Below are 20,952 nucleotides of genomic sequence, written 5' to 3'. Positions count from 1 at the left end.
AGGAGTGTAGCCAATGGATCTCACTGCATTGACCGAGTGTCTAGTAAGCGCACCGTGTCTGGTAACGCAAACGATGACTGGGTTGGTCATCGCCTTCCTGTTGTTTTTGGCAGCCTCTGGGCTCACGCTTGTATTTGGCGTGTTAAGGGTCACAAACTTCGCCCACGGCACGTTCTACATGTTAGGCGCTTACTTTACCATCGCGTTCTATCGTGCGAACGGGAGCTTTCTCGTCGCTGTGATCGGCGCGACGCTCCTGGTGGCCGCAAGCGGAGCCCTGTTCGAGCGCACGGTTATCAGTCGTGTCAAAGATTCGAACCCGCTGATGATACTGCTCGGATGCTATGGCGTCGTTTTGATAGCAGACGATCTGGTCAAGATCTTCTGGGGTAGTGCAGCATTGTCTACCGGCATGCCAGAGGCCATGCAGTTGCCTCCCGTGCAGCTCGGCGGGGGTGTGGTGCCGGTTTATTACCTCGTGCTTATCGGGATCTCGGCAACGGTAGGGATCGCGAGTTGGCTGCTAATTAACCGCTCCGGCTTTGGCCGCGCGGTGCAAGCAGTCGCGGAGGTTCCCAAGATGGCCGCAGCGCTGGGGATAAATACTCGACTCTATGCTGCGGTTGTCGTCGCGGTAGGTTGTGGTCTTGCCGGCTTGGCGGGATCTCTTGCATCGCCGATGCGCGCAACGATGCCCGGTGTTGGCTTTTCTATCCTGATCGAGTGCTTCGTCGTGACAGTTATCGGCGGGATGGGATCGATTTTCGGAGCGTTGCTTGCGGCGCTGTTCATCGGCTTGACGCGATCGTATGGCTCAATTGCGATGCCTCTATTTACAGAGGGTCTGACATTCGTTGCAATGCTTATTGTGCTGTGTGTTAAACCGACAGGATTGTTCGCTGTCCATGAAAGACCTTGAGGAATAGGACATGGCAAAAGTTAGCTTCTTACGGGTGCTCGTAAAATATGGATTGGCGGTGCTGCTATTGGTCATTCCTGTCATTTTGCATAACATCACGCTGCAGGATTTCGTGAGTTACACGCTAGTGTATGGTCTGATGGCGATGTCGCTAAACCTTCTGGTCGGGAAAACCGGGCTTGTATCTTTTGGTCATGCCATGTTCTTCGCGCTCGGGGCTTATAGCTTCTCTTGGTTCCTCGGAAACGAGTATGGTGTGCTGGGATCATTTGGGTTATCCGTGTTAGTGACTACGTTGGCGTCTTTGGTAGTAGGAATTTTTTGCGTCCGACTGAAAGACACATACTTCTCGTTTATCACGTTAGCTTTCGCCATGGTATTCGCCAACACTTTAAACGCGGCGAGCAATTACACAGGCGGTGATTCCGGCTTATCGGTCCGTGCGGCGAGCCTTACTGTGGCTGGGTTAGACATTTCAACAGGAACTGAACGCTACGTGTTCATTGCTACGTTTTTCTTTGCGGCGGTGATGCTTTTACGCTATGTCACACGGAGCGCATTCGGGACAACGTTACAGATGATCCGCGATAACGCCGACCGTGCGGCTTGCCTTGGTGTAAACGTATACTCGGCTCGTCTTGCGGCTTTCACAATCGCAGGTGCGTTCGCGGGGGTCGCGGGCGGCCTGGCGACGTTCATGGTCGCGGGCGCGTATCCGACATTTGCAGCGTGGACGGCATCAGGAGACGCCATCTTTGCGATCTTGCTTGGCGGTAGCCAACTTTTCCTGGGGCCGCTCATTGGATATGGAATCTTGAATGGTCTCATTTATGTGACGAGCGCATCTTCCGGCCATACCGGTCTGGTGCTTGGCAGTGTGCTGTTGGTTATAGTGCTCGGCCTTCGGCGTAGTCCAGCCGACGTTGTCTATGGGAAGGTTACGGGTATCTTGAAAAATCGGCGGCGTGCAGTTTCACCGCACGGCAGCGAGGGCGCGGCCTCTTTTGCTGCAGCTTCGCCAAAAGAGAATGGTGGGACGCTACAGGTTGAACATTTAGAGAAGCGATTTGGCGGACAGAAGGTCACACGGGACGTATCCCTGCAATTCCCGTCCGGATCCTTGACCGCAATTATCGGCCCAAACGGTGCGGGAAAGACCACACTTTTCAATTTGATGGCCGGTGCATTGCAGCCGGACGACGGGGCGGTCTTACTAGGCAACGCACCGATCACTGGCGTGCCCACGCGTAAGATTGTGCGAATGGGATTGGCGCGGGCGTTCCAGGTCGCAAGCCTGTTTCCTTCGATGACCGCTTACGAAGCGCTATCCGCCGTAGGAGATCCAGACTATTTGGGTCTGCCTGGAGTTTTCAGGACCTGTCCCACTCCGAAGGGAGCAGCACGTGCGCAACGTGTAATCGGACTGGTGAATCTGGGCGACGTTGCACATCGTCCCGTTTCCGAGTTGAGCCACGGTGACCAGAAAATGTTGGATATTGCGCTCGCTCTGATGCTTGAACCGCGTGTATTGCTACTCGACGAGCCTACGGCAGGCATGGGGCCAGACGAGCGCTGGAAGATGATGCGGACCATCCAACAACTGTGGGAAAGCCACAAGCTGACGGTCGTCTTCATCGAACATGACATGGATATCGTGTTCTCGATCGCGGAACATGTGGTTGTGTTGGCGCAGGGCGCCTTGCTTACTCAAGGCCCCCCAGCGCAGGTCCGGTGTGACACGAGGGTTATCGAAGCGTACCTGGGCAGCACCGGTGAGCGTGATGAGATCGCCGACCCGGCGGTGCTGGGGGCAGCGACGTGAGCGCGACCAACGATATGTTGAACATTAAGGGCGTCGATTCGTTCTATGGGGCCAGTCGGGCACTTTTCGGTGTTAGCTTCGACGTGCATCGGGGGGATTCCGTTGCATTGCTTGGCCGCAACGGAGCCGGCAAGAGCACGACATTGAAATCAATAATGGGCTTGGCTGACGTGCGCAACGGCATCATCCAGGTGTCGGGCCATCCGGCTCGAGGCTGTCGCCCAGAGCACATCGCCCGTCTTGGCGTAGCCTATGTACCGGAAGATCGGCAAGTGTTCCGTCGCCAAAGTGTCGAAGCCAATCTTACGCTCGGGATGAAGGCGGGCGCCGACGGCGGGTGCGAATGGACTCTTGAACGCGTTTATTCAGTCTTTCCGATGCTATGGGATGCACGACGAAAGGGCGCCGGCACCCTATCAGGAGGGCAGCAACAGATGCTGGTGATCGCGCGTGCATTGTTAGGCAACCCCTTAATAATGTTGCTGGACGAGCCCAGCCAAGGTCTATCGCCATTAGTTATGGATCAGCTCCAACTCTTGCTGCAGCAATTGCGGCAGGCTGGAATGACCTTGGTTCTCGCGGAGCAGAACATGCGATTCTGTATGGGAGTTGCGTCGCGGGCGGTGGTGATTAATCAGGGTAGCGTGGTCTTCGATGACGATATTGCAGCGTTCAATGCTGATGAGGCGCTTCGACATCGCTACCTGGCTGCTTGACGAGAAAATCCGCGAGGGGGCTGCCTGGGCGGCGGCCCTCACATATGTGATATGTGACGCTAAAATGGATCGTGTTCGGGATGAGGCGGCAATATAAATAATCGCCAAAGCCTTGCTAACGAACTCAAGTCGGCTTTGGAACTTGCAAAGGGGATTTCGAGCCCGCTTGCTCCTCCCTATTCGCCCGAGGACCATATCATCATGTCTAGCCAACGTTTGACCCATTATATTGCTGGTCGATCGGTTGCCCCATCCGCCGACGCATACATTCCTAACACCAATCCGGCCACCGGTGCGCCGATCGGAGAAGTCGCGGCAGGCAACGCCGCGGATGTTAACCTGGCCGTAAAAAGCTCTCACGAAGCGTATCCGGCTTGGAGAGACCTCAGGCCAATGGAGCGCGGCCGCATCATGATTTCGATCGCACAGATGCTGCGCCGCGACATAGACCGATTTGCCGAATTGGAAGCCGCGGACGCTGGAAAAAAGTTGCAGCAGGCGCGATCGGAGATAGAGGTTTGTGCTCAGTATTTCGACTTCTATGGCGGCTTGGTGAATTATTATCAAGGCGAGGTCATTAATCTTGGAGCCGGGTTGCACTCGTACACACGACGGGAGCCTTACGGCGTCATTGGTGCGATCCTGCCTTGGAACGCCCCTCTAAATCAGGCCTGCCGGGCCGCGGCACCTGCACTGGCCGTGGGCAACGCTGTCGTTGCCAAGCCATCTGAAGAGACCTCAAGCTCATTGATCGAGTTCGCCAAAATGTGCGTCGAAGAGTGCGGACTTCCGCCGGGAATACTGAACGTCGTTCTTGGTCGAGGACAGGAAGCTGGGCGCGCGCTGGTGGAACATCCATTGGTCCGGAAGGTAAGTTTCACTGGCAGCGTCAGGGCAGGACGAGAGGTAGGGCATATTGCGGCAGAGCGTATTATCCCGCTGACTCTTGAGCTCGGCGGAAAGTCGCCCAATATCGTCTTTGACGATGCGGACTTGGAAGCCGCTGCCAACGGAGTTCTAAGAGGCTTTACTTGGAATGCGGGCCAGATTTGTTGGGCGGGAACGCGCTGCTTAGTCCAACGCACCACATACGATCGCTTTGTTGAACTGCTCGTCGCTAAGGTCAACGCGTTGCAAGTGGGCGCTGACGCTCCGAGCGATGTTGGCGCAATCACAACGGACGCACAATATAAACGAGTCCGTGAATCCCTTCAAATGGCTGTCAAAGACGGGGCGCGCTTGTTGGCCGGCTCGACCGATGAGGCACCGGGCAGGATTGGCAATTACATCGGTCCGGCTCTGTACGAATCGATTGATCCCAAGGCCCGCATCGCCCAAGAAGAGATCTTTGGTCCAGTTGGCGTTGTTATTCCCTTTGACGATGAAGCCGACGCTGTTCGTATTAGCAATGATAGTGAATATGGCCTTGCAGCCGGAATCTGGACGCGCGATATAGGTCGCGCTTTGAGAATGGTCGCGGCTGTCGAGGCTGGCCAGGTCACCGTTAACGATTATTTCGCTGCAGGCATCGAGACCCCGTTCGGCGGGTACAAGAATAGCGGCTATGGTCGCGAGAAGGGTATTGAGGCGCTGCATCACAATACACAATTGAAGTGCGTCACTATCCGGCTGTGAGGCTACGATGATTACCGTCTACCAATTCTCTACCTCTCCTTTTTGCGCAAAGGTCCGTAAGATCCTCGGTTATAAGGGCCTCCACTACGAAATCGTGGAGGTGCCGCGAGACAAGGTAGCGGAATTCAAGGATGTAAGTCCGACCGGCAAGTTTCCGGCGATTCGTAATGACGGGGACGTCGTTTGGGATTCGACCGATATCGCGTACTATCTGGATGCGGCGTTTCCTGAGCGGGCCGTGATTCCAGCGGACGCACACGATCGCGCAATCGTACACATCATCGAGGAATGGGCTGATGAGAGTTTGTACTTCTATGAGGTGTTGATGCGGATCGGCTGGCCACAAAACGTGGAACGAGTGGTAGATGAGTTCGCCGCCACTATGCCTAACGTGGATCGGCAAGCCCTGCCGGCTTTGTTGGTCGAAAAAGGCAGCGCCATCGCTACAGCACAGGGCATTGGGCGTAAGCCCCAAGAGCAAGTCGTACAGGACGCAAAACGCCATGCGGACGCTCTCGATGCATTGCTACAAAAACAGTTATGGCTTGTGGGCGAGAAAATTAGTCTTGCGGACATCGCAGTGTCAGTGCAGGTTGAGGCTTTACTGTATGCGCGGGAGTTCTCAGACTATGTCAAGCCTAAGGGGAAGATCGCAGAATGGTTGAAACGCGTGAACGCAGCAGCACCCGATAAGCAGCGCATGGCTGCCTGAAACGGTTGCTTGTTTAACGTTGGATCGTTGGCCTGGAGAGCGGCTGGGTTAGACATGGTTAATCAATCGGGGAAGGCTGAGAAGGACTCGGAGTCTGCATCTCTCAAGACGGAAAGAGATACGGTTAAGTCGGCAAAGCGAGTCCTGCAAATCCTGGAATTCTTCGCTCACAACCGGCGCTCAGCGAGCGTCGGCGAGATTGTGGGCGAACTCGACTTTCCCCAGTCGAGTACCTCGGTGCTTCTGAAAAGTTTGACCAAACTAGGTTATCTCGACTACGACCGCCAGAGACACGTCTACCTACCGACCATGCGAGTCGCATTCCTGGGAGAGTGGATCCACGACCAGCTTTTCAGCGACAATAGTCTGTCAAGGATCACTGAGCAATTGCACGAGAAGACGGGAGCGACTGTCCTGATAGGGATGCAAAACGACATTTACGTCCACTACATTCACCTCATCCAGGAACCTCAACCGACCGTTCCTCTCTATATCAAGCCAGGGTCGCTTCGCCCCTTGCATAAGGCGGCGTTGGGTAAGGTACTTTTGTCTCAAAAGACCGACGTAGATGCGCTCGCCATCGTCCGCAGGATCAACGGAGAAGAGCCGGATCCGGACCAGCGTGTGAACACTACTGCGTTGCTGGCAGAGTTAGACCAGATTCGACGCCAAGGATACGCTTACACGGAAAGTACCGTGCGAGCGGGAAATGGTGTGGTGGCGATGGAACTGCCCACACCATCTAGCCAACCACCCATGGCGATCGGACTCGGTGCGTCGATAGAGGTTCTAAAGGCGAACAAGAACGAGTTTATAGACCTACTCGACGAAACGGTTCGCCCGTTTCGGGCGAGACTTAGTTGGAAGGGTCCCCCGAAGAGAGGGGCATAGCGGTGCGGCGCCTTTGCACCTGAATCCAGTCCCTCCTTTCAGGCCGGTACACGTGCCACGGCGAACAAGTTATCGCCCTGCTGACGGCTCTATCGTTGTTTAACAAGTAATACCAAACCTCCCTGGCTGTTTTCTCGGCGTGAAAACAAATGGGGCCGCCAGGTGCCGCAGGTGAGAACTATGCGGCGCCCATGCTCCGGCAAGGGCTCAGGAACACTAGCGTCTCGAACGATATAGTGGTCCAGCACGCGCGGTGGTATCGAGTCTAACCAGAAAGCACAGTGTGTGAGAGGGGCGTCAGAGCGGGGCACTTAGCTATCAAACAGTGTCTCGAATGCCAGGCCACGGTGCGCGCTACCAGCGGCTGCACCTACGTTGCCTGTTGGCGCTTCCTACGGTCGCATCGGCCACGGACTCCGTTGACATTAGGCCGAGGGGGTCCGTCGATCACATTCGTGATTATTTGGTATCTGGCAACCTCCACTCATCAAAATCGCACAATACTGAAGTCCGGCTTCATGGATGCTGCCTTTCCCATTATTGTTCGCGGCTCAGCAATGGGATCGGAAATGAGTAATTAACCTGACCGACTTGGGCGGGTTCTCAATAACCACGCAAAAAGCGTTGGAGGAGATATCGTGAAAGAGATGCAAGCAGATGTCGTAATCGTCGGCTGCGGCGCGGCTGGCCTTTCCTGTGCGCTTACTTCGCTGGAGGCGGGTAAGTCCGTAGTTATGCTCGAGCGTGCGAACGAAGCAGAGTCCGGCGGAAATACCCGGTGGACTGAAGCACTGCTGAGACTAAAAAGTGAAACCGAGGTTACCGACGATTTTGTCGACGAGTTTACACGGAACTCAGGTTACAACATTCAGCAGGACTTCATTGAAGCCACTACACGGGAATATTCGACGTGGCCTAGTGTTGTGAAAGCTCTGTCCTTCCTCGACCCGGAAGTATTGAATGCGTTCGCTGAAGGTGTTCCGGAAGTGCTGAAGTGGTTGCAAGGCCACGGAATCAAAGTCGTCGATAGTTATTATCCTTACCCACTATATTGGGCAATGATGAGCATCTACGGGGGCGGGCTTGCCATCATTGAGACCTTGACGCCGATTGTGAAGAAGAAGGGAGCAGAGGTGCTATATGAGACCACTGCAGTTGGTCTCCTGCGGGACGACGACGAACGCGTGGTAGGCATCAAGGCTGTAGATGCGAATCATGAAGGCATCAAAATTCATGCGGCATCCGTGGTCCTCGCGTGTGGCGGATTTGAAGGGAACCCTCAGATGGTTGTTCAGCACATCGGTCCCGCAGCACGCTATATGCGCCCGGTCGCACGCGGAGGATATTACAACAAGGGTGAGGGCATCCGTATGGCCCTTGACGCTGGCGCCGCTCCTGCCGGCGACTACGCTGACTGTCACCGTCAGATGATCGACGCCCGCTCCTGCATGCAAGAAGCTTTGGTCAATTGTTTCCCGATGGGAGTTATCGTCAATAAGGACGCCGTGCGCTTCATGGACGAGGCACCGAGCGAGGCCTGGCGAATTCAGGAGGACCCGTGTCGATTCGTGACAGAGCAGCGCGACGGCATTGCCTACCTGATTCTCGATCAGAAGATCAATGATTATCCTAATTGGCGTACCATGGTACGTTCGGATTTGCCACCAGTCAGTGCTGATTCGCTCGAAGGTCTGGCGCAAAAGTTGGAGCTTCCGGTTGCAAAGTTTGTGAGTACGCTGTCGGCCTTCAACGAAGCGTGCGTGCCAGGTCCGTTTGAACCGTCGACGCTCGATGGCGTGGGAACAGAAGGGCTGCAGCCGCCAAAGTCAAACTGGGCGAGACCCATTGACAAAGGACCTTTCCTTGCTTACCCGATTATGTCTTCAATTACGTTCACATACGGCGGACTGAAAACCACTGCAAATGCGCAGGTAGTGAATAACAGCGGCATGGTGATTCCTGGACTTTATGCTGCTGGTGAGACGGTAGGTATCCTCTACGGCCTATATGTTGGGGCGGTCTCGGTCCTACGAGCCCTGACCTTCGGGCGCATTGCAGGAAAGCATATTGCAGAGAGGAGTTCACTGGTCAACTAGCGTTAGGGGAATAAGCAAGTCGATGACGGGGATACGAAGGCCTTGTCCGGAAGGCAAGGCCTCGATCCGCGGTCAAGGTCCGCACCTGAAGCGGTAGCGCCAGCTCGCCCCCAAAAGCCTGCAGGCGTCTTTTAGGCATCGAGGAAGGAGGGGCTTCGGTGGGTTGTGTCTCCAATGCCTTGCCTGGATTGGTCGGGCTCGGCGAGCGCAAGACTGAGATCGTTAAGAAGTGAGAACCACCGAGTTTAAGTGGGGCCGCATCGTGCAAGTGTAAGTTGGGAGTCAGCCGTTCACTGTGTCCAGTCAGCGATGCAACCACTGCTACAATGGTGGGAGCGGAAAACGTGTGCAAAACCCCGATCTACTTGCCGGCGCTCAGAAATGATCACAATAAAGGATATCGCGGACGCCTTGAGCATGTCGCATTCGACCGTGTCGCGTGCGCTGAATAATCATAAGGCGATCAACGAACAGACGCGCATCAAGGTGCAGGAAACAGCCGCTCGAATGGGTTATATACCGAATTCGGGAGCCCGCATGATGCGAGGGCTGTCTAGCCGGCTCGTCGGCTTGATCGTTCCAAACGTACAGAACGAGTTTTTCAGCGCGCTTGCCCGCGTGCTTTCGAACAACTGCGCGCTCTATGGCTACTCGATGATGCTTGGTATCTCGGAGGACGATCCGGTCCGCGAGCAGGAACAAATCGAGGCGTTGGTACAGAGTCGCGCACTGGGCGTCATGATCGCGCCCTCGGAAAGAAGCACCGTCGCAACGCGGAGATTGCTGAAAGCCATCCCATGCGTGCAATTGTTGCGCTACGAGCCGCAGCTTGGAGGGCTAGCTGTACGTGTCAACGAGGAGCGTGCCATACACACGGCGACGGACCACCTGGCCGCGCAGGGGCACCGTCAAATCGGCTACATCGGGACGTTAGAGACGACTAGTACTGGCGCAAGTCGTTTGGCGGGCTTCAGAGCGGCATGTCGAGACCATGGCGGCGAAGTCGATTCGGCGCTGATCAGACTAGGGCCGCCTTCCCCCGAGTACGGCAGTCAGGCCGTGCATGAGTTGCTCTCAATGCGCCCCGACCTGACCGGCCTGGTCATCGGCAGCCCGCGTCAGATGTCAGGTGCGCTATTGGCACTGCGGGAACGCGGAGTTGCCATTCCCAAGCAAGTATCAATCGTCGGCTACGGGGACACAGAATGGTTTCAGGTTGCCACGGTGCCGCTGACTGCTATGGCTCTGCCAGTGCGTGATATGAGCGAGCAAGCAACGGCATTGCTGTTCTCCGCGATCGGAAATCAAGCAGGTGCTACGACTTCATTTCCACATAAGGAACTGATTTTCGAAGCGACGCTGGTGGCCCGACATTCGACCGCGATGCCGAGTGTCGACATCGCAGTCAAAACTTGATCCTCGTTCTTCAGGTTCGCCGAGGGTGCGACTTCGACGCTTCCTGAGATAAGGGCGTTAGGTCCAAAGGTCTCGAATAGTTTTCATCGATCGAAGGTCGACAATCTTTTGATACAAGCGCTCGCCATACGTAGCCTCTAGGTCGTTCAGACTCGTATAGTACGAAAGACAGTCCAAAAACTTTGTCCGTAGCTCCGAGTCAGACATGGGATTTTTGCTGTGTCCTCTTGCAAAGCGTATGTCTCCGGAATCGTGAAGACGTCCATCCTCGGTGTATATGACAACTCGGTCTTTGTACGAGAACGCATTGTCGATCGGACACGGATCCGAGGTCAGCTCAGCGACTGTTTTGGTGACCAAATGTTGGATATCGGCACGTCGCACGAAATCATCGGTAAGTTCCGCAAGGCCGACGCTTTTGGCCAGAATTGCCGATGCCACTGCGAACTCCAAGCTGAACTTCGCCTCGAGTGCGCTCATTGGAGCGTGATTGCGCAACATTGACGCTTGTCCAGTCCCTATAGTCGCGACTACCTTCACGACGTCGGGCGGGCGGATATCATCGGCTGCAACGAGCTGAAGAACGCCATCAATAACCCTGTGACTCCCATAGCAAACCGGATAGCGTTTAATTGACAGCCCATGCTCTACAATGCGCGGCTTCCCGATAATGTATGGACGAGCGAGATCCACGCTACCTCTAGGGGAAATGGCGTTGAGAAATCCTGCCGGATGTTCCAGGACATCGGTGCTAGCGGTGAGGCCCGCCTTCGCAAGCCCGACCGCTGAAAATGCAGAAGAGGCCGCACGGCCAACCTGCCACGATTTCGTCATGGAGCCAAAATTTGCGACTAGCCCTGACGCCATGCTGGCAGCAATTCCAAGGGCGTGTTGTATCTGCGGCATGCTTAGGCGCCCAAGGTACGCCAATGCGGCTGTGGCAGCGACCGTTCCGAATACGCTGGTTGGATGCCAGCCCTTGGTATGGTACTGATCACTGTCACGTGCCACTAGTTCGGCCCAGACTTCATAGCCGACTACGTATGCACGAAGCGCTTCAAGCCCTTCCAGGTTCCTGCTGTAGCAGAACGAAAGGATTGCCGGCATCAGGACAGCGCTCGGGTGGCCGGACAGTGCAACATCATCGTAGTCAAGTGCGTGTGCAGCAACTCCAATGACGTAAGCAGCTTCATCTGCTTTGAAGTGGTTTCCTGAGAACGGCGCGGGCGCCGCTCGCACGTCTTCACGATCGACGGCGCTGAACTGGCTCGAGACTATTCTCACGACTTCTTCGCCCGAACCCGCGTACAGAGTGGCAATCGAGTCCAGGACGCCTTGCTGCGCCATCGAGAGGGCCTCATCTTCATCCGGGCCGAAGTCGGGAGCGTGGATATAGGAGGCCAATGACTGGGTCAATGCGACCATGTAGTTCTCCTGGGTCAGAGTGATCGCGGATCAGAACGAACGCGGCATGCCGAGCATGTGCTGTCCGATGTAGGAAAGGATCAAGTTAGTCGAGACAGGTGCGATCTGAAACAGGCGCGTTTCGCGCCACTTTCGTTCGATGTCATACTCTCTCGCGAACGCGAAGCCCCCATGCGTCTGCATGCACGCTTCGCCGGCTGCCCAAGAGGCTTCTGACGCAAGCATTTTTCCCATGTTCGCCTCGTCGCCGCAGGGCTTGTGCGCGTCATACAATGCTGCAGCCTTACGAAGCACGAGCTCGGCCGCCACTGTCTGCGCATGCGCTCGAGCAATGGGGAACTGAATGCCTTGGTTCTGGCCAATAGGCCGCTCGAAGACTGTACGTTCATTCGCGTACGCCACGGATTTTTTCGTGAACCATTTTGCGTCGCCGATGGCTTCTGAACCCACAAGGATTCGTTCCGCGTTCATTCCATCAAGAATGTACTTAAAACCCTTTCCCTCTTCGCCAATGAGAGAGCCGGCAGGAATCCTCAGATTGTCGAAGAAAACCTCGGTCGTATTGTGATTGACCATGGCTTTAAGCGGCTGGATTGTTAGCCCGTTGCCACGTGCCTCTCGCATGTCGATAAGGAAGACGGACAGACCGTCACTTTTTTTCTTGATTTGATCCAGAGGCGTCGTTCGCGCCAGCAATAGCATCAGGTCAGAAAACAGCGCGCGCGACGTCCATACTTTTTGACCGTTGATGATATAGCTATCGCCTTCACGGACCGCTCGCGTCTTTAGCTTTGTCGTATCCGTGCCGGTAGTAGGCTCTGTTACTCCGAAGGCTTGCAGACGAAGTTCACCGGAGGCGATGGCGGGGAGATACTTGTTCTTTTGTTCCGCACTTCCATGGCGTAGAACCGTTCCCATTGTGTACATCTGAGCGTGACACGCGCCGGCACTGCAACCTGCTGCGTGAATCTCCTCAAGAATCACGGCTGCTGCGCGCAAAGGCATCCCGCTACCACCATACTCCTCAGGAATCAGCGCTCCAAGATATCCGGATTCCGTAAGTGCGGTCACAAACTCACTTGGATAAGCTTCTTTCTCGTCAAGAGCGCGCCAGTACTCGCCGCCGAATTGAGCGCAAATGCGGCGTATGCTGTCGCGGATTTCTGGGAAGTCTTCCTCGACCGCCATGCCAAATTCTTCGGTGTATGTTTCCATAATGTCAATTCCAGAAGTCATTGAGTCGTCGCTTACGCGCCTTCAATCGGCGGCTGCGGCAGTTGAGAAAAGGTGTAGATCTGTGTGCTCACCTAGCATAGGCGGCGCGCGGTAGGGAGTTGGACGTTCACCATTCAAGGTGATTGGCAAGCCGACCATGCGCATGTCCGTCCCAGGCACAGGAGCAATAATTCCTAGGTCTGCCGTTTGCGGATGATTTACCATCTCGGCCGTGTCATTAACCGGGGCACATGGGATTCCTGCAGTCTCAAGGATCGACGTCCACTCATCGGACGGTCGCTGCAGGAAAACCGGATCCAAAATGGCGTAAAGCGCTTTGTGATTCAGGACTCGACTCTTGTTGTCGATGTACTGTGGGTCACTTGCGAGTTCTGGCATCCCAATTACCACGCAGAGCTTTTGGAAGAGGGCGTCGTTACCGGCCGCCACGACCAGTTCGCCATCCTCCGTCAGATAGCTCTTGTAAGGCACAATGCTGGCCGAGCCGGAGCCACTTTTGCCCGGAACTTCACCGGAAGACATGTATTGACAGGCAAATACCGACATCCAAGACACAGCGGTTTCGAACAGGGACACGTCGACGTCGGCGCCGCTGCCGCTCGACTTGCGCTGATAGAGCGCCGTCAGCACCCCGATTGCCGCCCACATTCCGGTGCCCATGTCGACGATGGATGGGCCCACGCGCACGGATCGTTGGCCGGGCTCGCCCGTGGTGCTCATGATGCCGCCAAAGGCCTGCATCAGCGGGTCGTACCCTGGGTGATCCTTTAGTGGACCTTTGTTACCGAAAGCGCCCATATTGCAATAAATGAGCTCCGGCTTCTCGGCGCGCAGTGTTTTAGCGTCCAAGCCTAGCTTCGCGACTTGGCCGGGCCGGAGATTCTGAATCACTACGTCCGCACTTTCGTGAATCAACCGCTTAAGCGCGAGCAATTGCTGGGCATCGCGAAGATTGCAAACAACTGACTGCTTATTGCGGTTTAAGGTCTGAAACAAGGATGCGGCTCCTTCCCAGAACGGCGGCCCCCACCCTCGTGCATCATCGCCAGAAGATTTTTCAACCTTAATAACAGTGGCGCCAAGATCGGCGAATATTTGCCCCGCGAACGGCGCCGCGACGCTATGACCGAGTTCAATAACGACAATATCGCGGAGCGGCAATTGATTTGGCAACGACATAAAGATCTCCGTTTGATGCAGTTCATCAGTAGACGACTTAAGTTCCCGGTCGGCCAAGGTCGCCCCGATAACGGGTCAAGAAAGAATGGGCTTGACTGGTTCGAAAGGAAACGCACACGTGTGCATTTAGGCCGGTGAACTTACTGCCTACTAGTCTGCCGTCCTAGACGGCAAAGAGGAGCGGTTCGCCTTCTTTTAGGCGTTTGCAATTCTCGAAGGCAACATCAAGGCTTCGCTGCACGGTCTCGGCGGTGAACCAAGCCAAATGCGGCGTGACGACGACGTTATCGAGCGTTAGCAGGGGGTTGGATGCCTTGATAGGCTCCTGCTCCAAGACATCGAGTCCAGCGCCACGCAGATGTCCGCTTTGTAGTGCGCCAAGGAGCGCAGCCTCGTCGACCAGGCCGCCACGGGCGGTATTAATCAGGAGACTGCCTGCCTTCATTCCGCCGAGGAAGGATGCGTCCACCATGTGTTCAGTTTTTGGAGTGAGGGGCAAATGCAAGGAAACGATATCGGATTGGGCCAGCAACGCATCAAGGGAATCTGTAGCGCCTGGATCGGTGTGAGCGTCGACGCTGAAATACTTAACAGCAGCGCCGAGGGCCCGGAGCACTGGGGCAAGACGTTGCGACACTGCGCCATAGCCCACCAATCCAACTGTCTTCCCACATATTTCCCCTTGGCGGTCGGTCACGCTCGCCGGGAGCGTCCATCCTTCTCCTGAGCGGGTAGCCCGGTCCAGGACAGGGATGTTGCGGAGCGTCGAGAGCATCAGGCCCAATGCTAGTTCAGCGACGGCCTGGGTATTTGTGCCGGGCATGTTAGCGACTTTGATTCGCCGCGCCTCGGCTTCGACCAGGTCAATAGTGTTCACGCCAATTCCGATCTTTTGGATCAGCTTCAGGTGTGGCGCAAAGCTCATCAACGTCCTGTCGGCAGGCGCCAACACATGAAGCAATACGTCTGTGTCCTTGAGCTCTTTCTGAAGAGCCGGCTGGTCGTCCTCATCGACAACGACTACATCTAGCCAGTCAGGCCGGCTCTGCATCAGCCGCTCTTGAAACATAGGGCTCGCACGGTAGTGAAGCAGGGCTTTCATGGCTGTCTCCTTATTTTGACGCCTGAATCGAACGCGCCTGACACAGACGCATTTCCGAAGGGATGCTGTTAGTAGCCGGCTACCTGATACGGGGTTTGGGCGGACTTGCGGTAGACGAGCAACGTTCTCGAAAATCGAAGAACGCATCTGCTGTCTTGCGCGATACCCTCCGTGTCCACAGTAACAATGCCCTCGTTGGGTCTGGACGTTGATACCCGGGTGCCGGTGATGGTGGAGCGAGATTCGACCGTGTCGCCTGCAAAGACATCAGAGAGAAATTCGACCTTATTCCACGCCAAGTTAGCCACGACACGTCCCAACGTTCGTGTCGAAAGCGCGGCTATGAGGCCTACTAGCCACGTCTGGGGCGGACTGTTGCCAGGCAACCCGGCGGCCTCCGCCCAGGCGAAGTCATGGCTGGCAGGACTCCAGTCCAGCGCACTATAAGCCCGCGCAGCGAGGTCACTGGGCAGGATGGTACGGCGAGGGAAGTGAGCGAAGGTTTCGTTCTCGGCGAGGTCTTCAAAGAAGAGCCCAACCTGCTCGGTATATGTACCGTCACCATTGTCACGATGTGAGCGGAATCGGAGTTCGTCACTTGGCTGCCCGCCAATCCGGATTGCGTCGGGCAGGTCACCTTCATGGAACATCTCAATGGTGTACTCGACGACCGCGATCTGCTCTCGGCGCTGGTTGTAGCCCTCCGTACGGAGCCGGACTAACGCAGAAGCGCTCGACAGCGTCTTCTGCAATACTTCTGTCTCTGCATAGATCGTATCGCCGCCGAACACCGGCCCCTTCATGGCGATACTGTCCATTGAAAGAATTCGTTTTCGGTAAGTTCCGAAGGTCTTCCAGGTCATGCCAATGAGGCGCTGAAGTGTCCACGTGCTCACCATCAACGGGCGTTCCCACGCGGTCCCTCCCGCGTAACGCTCGTCATAGTGCAGCATCGCACTGTTCAGCATATTGAGTGAATCATCCACATTTTCCTGCTGGGAAAATGTGATGCCCGGTCGGTGCAGAAAGCGTTGACCGGGCGCCAGCCCCTCAAACGAAACGCCGAACCGCTCCTGGAAGCGGGAGTTACCCAAGGCGTAATAAGCCGAAAACATATGATCTCCCCATGCGACCGACTTTGCTGCACGTCAGTCATGTATGAGGCCATGGTATACGCAAATACACACGTGTGCAATGCAGGTTTCCACGTGATTTCGCAAAAATATCTGTGATTTCCATCGTCAGGGATTCCGTTAGAATGCGAGAACATCGAGGGACGGGTCTATGCGCTGCGAAAGATGCGTCTTGTCAAATAGTCAGTTGATTTGGAGGGGTGGAGATGAAAGACACTAGGCCGGCAACGGCCCACGGCAGCCGCGCGGAGTGGCGCGACGAAACACTCGTCCTGCATGGTGACTCAGCGCACGGCGATAGCAGTTCTGTAGTGCCTCCGATCTACTATTCGGCTACCTTCAGAGCGACAGACGCGGCGGACTTCGTGGAGATGGCGAGTACTGCACGCCACTCCACCTACTATACGCGCTACGGGAACCCGACCCACGATCGGGTCGCCGCGATTGTTGCTGAACTGGAGGGCACAGAAACGGCCTTGCTTACTGGTTCGGGGATGGGCGCTATCAGCACGACGGCGTTAAGCCTTCTTAAGGCAGGCGACCATGTGATAGCGCAGACTCGACACTATATGGCTACCGCAAAGCTGTTCGATGAGCTGCTGCCACGACTCGGTGTCGAAGTCTCATTAGTCGAACAGAGCGACGCAGACCTCATTGAGGCATCGTTGCGCGCTGAGACGAAACTCATCATGCTTGAGACTCCGGCGAATCCCACGCTCGTCCTCACCGATCTCAGAAGAATTGCGTCGATGGCCCGGCCGCGAGGGATCTTAACCGTCGCCGACAACACGTTCGCGTCTCCGATTAATCAAAAGCCACATGCACTTGGAATCGACATCGTCGTCCACAGCGCGACCAAGGCACTGGGAGGGCACCACGACCTGATGGCTGGCGTCATCTGCTGTTCCTATGCGCTTGCAGAGCGCATTTGGGCGACGCATATCATCCTTGGCTCTGTCCTCTCTCCTATGGATGGCTGGCTACTGCTACGGGGCGTACGTACGCTTTCATTGCGTATGGCGCGCATGAACGACAACGCCTTGGAACTTGCGGCCTGGTTAGAGCGACATCCGATGGTGGAGAGGGTGTACTATCCAGGACTCAGTAGTCACCCCCAACATGATTTGGCAACGCGTCAAATGACGGGGTTCGGGCCCGTGATAGCGCTAGCGGTTAGAGGAGGCTTTGAAGCGGCCTCCCGTTTTGTCGCATCATTGAGTTTGGCGATCCAAGCGGTCAGCCTGGGCGGAGTGCACACGCTGGTTGTCCATACGGCCGCCATGTGGGCTGGCACGATGACAGAATCACAAATGAGGGATGCCAACATTGTTCCGAACCTCGTTCGACTAGCAGTCGGTCTGGAGCACATTGACGACCTGAAGCGTGACTTTGACGTCGCGCTCAATGCAATATAATTCCCGAAGAATATTCCAGAACGGAGGTTCCGTTAGATCACATTTGTGATGATTCGATCTGCTCTGTGACGTCGATTCAATCGAGAACAATACTGACTCCCACCTACGGACAAAGGGAGCCTAAAACATGCAGTCCTTCAAGCCCGCGAACGACGTCGCGCAAATTGCAGCGCGCTATGGTGACCGTGTTGCTGTTATTGATACACGTGGCCGTGTCACCTATAAAGATCTTATTGCGAAGGCGAGTGGAATCGCTACCCAACTGCGGTCGTTTCAGTTAGGCGCAGACGAGACCATCGCAACCCTGTTTCGCAACGGCTCTGACGCGGTTGCCGCGGGTTATGCTGTCATGATGGCGGGGTTCGCTGAGGCGCCGATTAATCCTGCACTCAGCAAGAACGAATTGGAGCACTGCCTGGCAGTTAGCGAGGCGAAACTCGTGCTTACCAGCGCAGATCTCGTCGAGCGCTTTGCAGAATTTAAAGGCCCCGTGGTAGAGGTAGATTCAATCGGACCAAAAACGTTCGATCCCGCAGACTATCCGCAGGTTGAGCCAACGGCAGCGGCACGTGTTGTTTTCACTTCGGGAACCTCTGGTCCGCCAAAAGGCGCACTCCACACGCAGGAAGGAAGGTGGATCGCCAACCTGCTGCTTCGTGCAAACCTGCCGCATCAGCCGTCGGAAAGTGGTCCAGTGCTTTTAATGACGCCATTTTCCCATGGTGCTTCGTTGCTCGCCTATGCATATCTCTCGTCTGGCGGTTCGGTCGTGCTGATGGACGGAGTGAATACCCCGCAAGTCCTGGAAATGTTCGAGCGTGGCGACTGTGCGGCGGCGTTCATGCCGCCGACTGTCTTGGCAAAAGTTGTGGATGCGGCCGAAGGTAGGCGCTTCCCTGCGGTGAAGTCGATCTTTTGCGGGACGGCAATATTGAGCCCTCATCTGTATCGCCGAGCTCGCGAGGTCTTCGGCCCGGTAATCCGTATCACTTATGGTAAAAGCGAACTGTTTAATCCGATTACTGTGATGGAGTCTGCTGAGACGGATCATTGGTATCAGGAAGAGGGACTCGCTGTTTGCGTCGGATGGCCAGCTGCTGGAGTGGAAGTCGCGATTCGCGACGATGATGCGAATGTTCTTCCCGACGGAGAGGTAGGAACGGTACACGTTCGAGCTCATCACTTAATGTCTGGGTACAGAACGCGGGACGGCTTCATGCCGATGTCTCAAGGCGAATATCACGATACTGGCGATCTAGGCTTTATCGATGCCAAAGGCCGCTTGCGCCTGGTCGGACGTGCCGCAGATATGATCAAGACGGGCGGTTACAAGGTCGCCCCCGATGAGGTCGAGCGCGCTTTGGCGGGGAGCGTGGGCAACTCAGAAATCGCAGTGGTCGGTATCCCCTCGGAGTATTGGGGAGAGGTCATACTTGCAGCAGTGGAGTCTCCCCCTCCGAACTGGCGGGAACAGATGAGAGCCGTAGCCGAATCCATGACGAGCTATAAGCGTCCGCGATTGCTAGTGCCCTTCGAAAGACTGCCACGCAACGCTCAGGGTAAGATCGTCAGGCGGGCAATCAAGGACGCTATTTTGGCTCAGTACCATTTAATCGATGGGCCGCGACCAGAACTTAAGGAGGCGGAAGGCCTTTCGGGATGAGCCGAGCACTCCGTAGCGCGAGGAACATCTACCTTTGACAATCTTTGCGAGAGCAGCCGAGCGGCTGCTCGCAAGTGGAGGACACGACAGGGACGTCCTGCCATTTTCGAACCGCTGACGTTTTGAAAAAAAGGTATTCAGGTGGCCTCGTCTTGCGACGTCTCTAGTCCCGCTCATCGCTTACGCTCAGGAATCTGACTTAGATCGCGAATCGGCCGGGCGGGGGTAGCGAGTAGAGTATTCCGACCGGTGCGCCTTGATCTGGGCACCGGTCTTTTTTTACATTCGAAGGATTATCTAGCTCTCAACCGTTGCGGCGAAGAAGGAGTCGCCGGTTGCGTAGTAATGCCCGCCTGCGATGTAATGCAGACTCCGCCAAGCCGGATCCGCATCCTGGAAATGCCAATGGCCCTCCCGAAACACACGTGTATCGGCCCATGCTCCGACGATCTCACCGATAAAAAGGTCGTAGCTTTCCTGATTGTGCGGCTCCGGAATTAGCTTGCAAGCGAGCCACGCCGAACAGCCGGTTACGAAAGGCAAGTGCCCAAAGCCATCCTGGTGGAACAGATGCACATCACTTTTCAGTAGTTTATCCGGATCATTGAACAGTGTGCTGGTGCCCACCGCATCAACAAGCTGCAGTTGGGCCACTGTAGGCACTTGCACTACGAAGATCGCACTACCTTCTACGAGCTCACGAGTACGAGCGACCTTATCCAGCACTACGGTCAGCTTTGGCGGAGCGAAGTCGAGCGCGCAAGCCCACCCAACCGCCATTACGTCGTCCACTCCTTGGTGATGAGCAGACACAAGAACGGTGGGGCCATGATGGATCAACCTGGAGGCCTTTCCGAGTTCAACCGGCTTCAGATACCCGTTCATGCCTGCTCCTTGCGTACGAATGCTTGTAGGCTGTCGTTGCCTGCACTGAACAATCCTGCAATGAGCTTCTCATACTGGCCCTCGGCGTCGCTTGCCCGCAGGTCGAAGCTCGCCGTCCAATGAATAAAGGTGCGCGATTCTCCCGTCAGCGGAACAAGAATGACGGCGGCGACATAGTTGTCCAGTGGGAGGAACGACTCTTCAATGCAATACGATAGCCTGCGATGCCGGTCATCCACGGAAAGAAGGCGTTCGCGCAACGTGCTGCCATCTTGAAGCCTGATGCGGCGAACGCTCCCCACCATACCATCGGGCTGATCGCCTTCAGTGATGCTGTCGGTGATGGCGGGAAACCATTCACTGATTTTACCGAAACGTTTAAGAACGTTCCAAATCCTATCGGCGTCGCCATCAATTACGGCGGAGAATTCGACAGTTGGCATGACCATTCCTTCCTAGTTCAGATGGATTGCTGTTTTTACCCTCAAGTCAGGCCGTTTTCGAGGGCACAAGGTGTTCGACTCGGCGGGCGACGGGCGCTGCTTCGACCACTGCTCGGGTGATCTTCGCTGTGCGGCGAAGGCGCCAGCGCGATGGTTGCGAAGACTCCCACTGGCAGTACGCCGACATAAGCTAAACAGCGGATCTGTGGCCGATAGCCAACCAATGTTTGCGAGCCGGAGAGATAAAGCGAACGCACTTCCAAG

At 55.7% G+C, this 20,952-nt stretch carries 17 protein-coding genes; 10 read left to right on the top strand and 7 right to left on the bottom strand.

What is annotated here, in order from left to right; all coding sequences use genetic code 11:
- Positions 1-13 precede the first annotated feature (13 nt).
- The 8 genes from B0G73_RS33390 (at position 14) to B0G73_RS33355 (ending at position 10,207) form a co-directional block, all read left to right on the top strand.
- Positions 14-919 carry a branched-chain amino acid ABC transporter permease gene (locus B0G73_RS33390; RefSeq protein WP_106285397.1) on the top strand — a complete coding sequence of 302 codons (906 nt, stop codon included), beginning with the start codon at positions 14-16 and terminating at the stop codon, positions 917-919.
- Between the two features lie 10 nt (positions 920-929).
- A complete protein-coding gene (locus tag B0G73_RS33385) occupies positions 930-2,741 on the top strand; it encodes an ATP-binding cassette domain-containing protein (protein WP_106285396.1) in 1,812 nt (603 codons plus the stop codon).
- Complete coding sequence (locus B0G73_RS33380; RefSeq protein WP_181196695.1) at positions 2,738-3,457, top strand: ABC transporter ATP-binding protein; 720 nt, start codon at positions 2,738-2,740, stop codon at positions 3,455-3,457. The genes B0G73_RS33385 and B0G73_RS33380 overlap by 4 nt, the downstream gene beginning before the upstream one ends.
- A 201-nt stretch (positions 3,458-3,658) precedes the next feature.
- Complete coding sequence (locus B0G73_RS33375; RefSeq protein ID WP_106285430.1) at positions 3,659-5,092, top strand: aldehyde dehydrogenase; 1,434 nt, start codon at positions 3,659-3,661, stop codon at positions 5,090-5,092.
- 7 nt (positions 5,093-5,099) lie between these two features.
- Entirely contained in the window at positions 5,100-5,804 is a 705-nt protein-coding gene (locus B0G73_RS33370) for a glutathione S-transferase family protein (RefSeq protein ID WP_106285394.1), read from the top strand.
- Positions 5,805-5,858: 54 nt separating this feature from the next.
- On the top strand, positions 5,859-6,695 hold the full coding sequence (locus tag B0G73_RS33365; RefSeq protein ID WP_106285393.1) for an IclR family transcriptional regulator: 837 nt from the start codon (positions 5,859-5,861) through the stop codon (positions 6,693-6,695).
- 647 nt (positions 6,696-7,342) lie between these two features.
- Positions 7,343-8,791, top strand: coding sequence for an FAD-dependent oxidoreductase (locus B0G73_RS33360; protein WP_106285429.1), 1,449 nt, complete (start codon positions 7,343-7,345; stop codon positions 8,789-8,791).
- Between the two features lie 381 nt (positions 8,792-9,172).
- Entirely contained in the window at positions 9,173-10,207 is a 1,035-nt protein-coding gene (locus B0G73_RS33355) for a LacI family DNA-binding transcriptional regulator (protein WP_181196694.1), read from the top strand.
- A 57-nt stretch (positions 10,208-10,264) separates the two neighbouring features.
- On the opposite strand, the gene B0G73_RS33350 is transcribed toward B0G73_RS33355, so the two are convergent.
- From B0G73_RS33350 to B0G73_RS40230, 5 genes are all read right to left on the bottom strand, one after another.
- On the bottom strand, positions 10,265-11,632 hold the full coding sequence (locus B0G73_RS33350) for an MmgE/PrpD family protein (RefSeq protein ID WP_106285391.1): 1,368 nt from the start codon (positions 11,630-11,632) through the stop codon (positions 10,265-10,267).
- 30 nt (positions 11,633-11,662) lie between these two features.
- Positions 11,663-12,847, bottom strand: coding sequence for an acyl-CoA dehydrogenase family protein (locus tag B0G73_RS33345; protein WP_106285390.1), 1,185 nt, complete (start codon positions 12,845-12,847; stop codon positions 11,663-11,665).
- A gap of 42 nt (positions 12,848-12,889) precedes the next feature.
- Positions 12,890-14,104: a CaiB/BaiF CoA-transferase family protein gene (locus tag B0G73_RS33340; protein WP_258194076.1), complete on the bottom strand. Its 1,215-nt coding sequence runs from the start codon at positions 14,102-14,104 to the stop codon at positions 12,890-12,892.
- A gap of 106 nt (positions 14,105-14,210) precedes the next feature.
- Positions 14,211-15,149, bottom strand: coding sequence for a D-isomer specific 2-hydroxyacid dehydrogenase family protein (locus tag B0G73_RS33335; protein ID WP_181196693.1), 939 nt, complete (start codon positions 15,147-15,149; stop codon positions 14,211-14,213).
- A gap of 68 nt (positions 15,150-15,217) precedes the next feature.
- A complete protein-coding gene (locus B0G73_RS40230) occupies positions 15,218-16,264 on the bottom strand; it encodes a MaoC/PaaZ C-terminal domain-containing protein (RefSeq protein ID WP_146144263.1) in 1,047 nt (348 codons plus the stop codon).
- A 224-nt stretch (positions 16,265-16,488) separates the two neighbouring features.
- Here B0G73_RS40230 and B0G73_RS33330 point away from each other — a divergent pair, with 224 nt between their 5' ends.
- Positions 16,489-17,697, top strand: a complete 1,209-nt coding sequence (locus B0G73_RS33330) for a PLP-dependent aspartate aminotransferase family protein (protein ID WP_106285387.1) — start codon at positions 16,489-16,491, stop codon at positions 17,695-17,697.
- Positions 17,698-17,824: 127 nt separating this feature from the next.
- Positions 17,825-19,360 carry a class I adenylate-forming enzyme family protein gene (locus tag B0G73_RS33325; protein ID WP_106285386.1) on the top strand — a complete coding sequence of 512 codons (1,536 nt, stop codon included), beginning with the start codon at positions 17,825-17,827 and terminating at the stop codon, positions 19,358-19,360.
- Positions 19,361-19,657: 297 nt separating this feature from the next.
- Here B0G73_RS33325 and B0G73_RS33320 read toward each other — a convergent pair whose 3' ends face one another.
- Positions 19,658-20,245: a flavin reductase family protein gene (locus B0G73_RS33320; protein WP_106285385.1), complete on the bottom strand. Its 588-nt coding sequence runs from the start codon at positions 20,243-20,245 to the stop codon at positions 19,658-19,660.
- A complete protein-coding gene (locus B0G73_RS33315) occupies positions 20,242-20,688 on the bottom strand; it encodes an SRPBCC family protein (RefSeq protein WP_106285384.1) in 447 nt (148 codons plus the stop codon). Before B0G73_RS33315 ends, B0G73_RS33320 begins: the two co-directional genes overlap by 4 nt.
- Positions 20,689-20,952: the final 264 nt, after the last annotated feature.

It is taken from the genome of Paraburkholderia sp. BL25I1N1 (assembly GCF_003002025.1).
In the GTDB taxonomy this organism is placed as follows: Bacteria; Pseudomonadota; Gammaproteobacteria; order Burkholderiales; family Burkholderiaceae; genus Paraburkholderia.
This window is presented reverse-complemented; position numbering and strand designations above follow the sequence as displayed.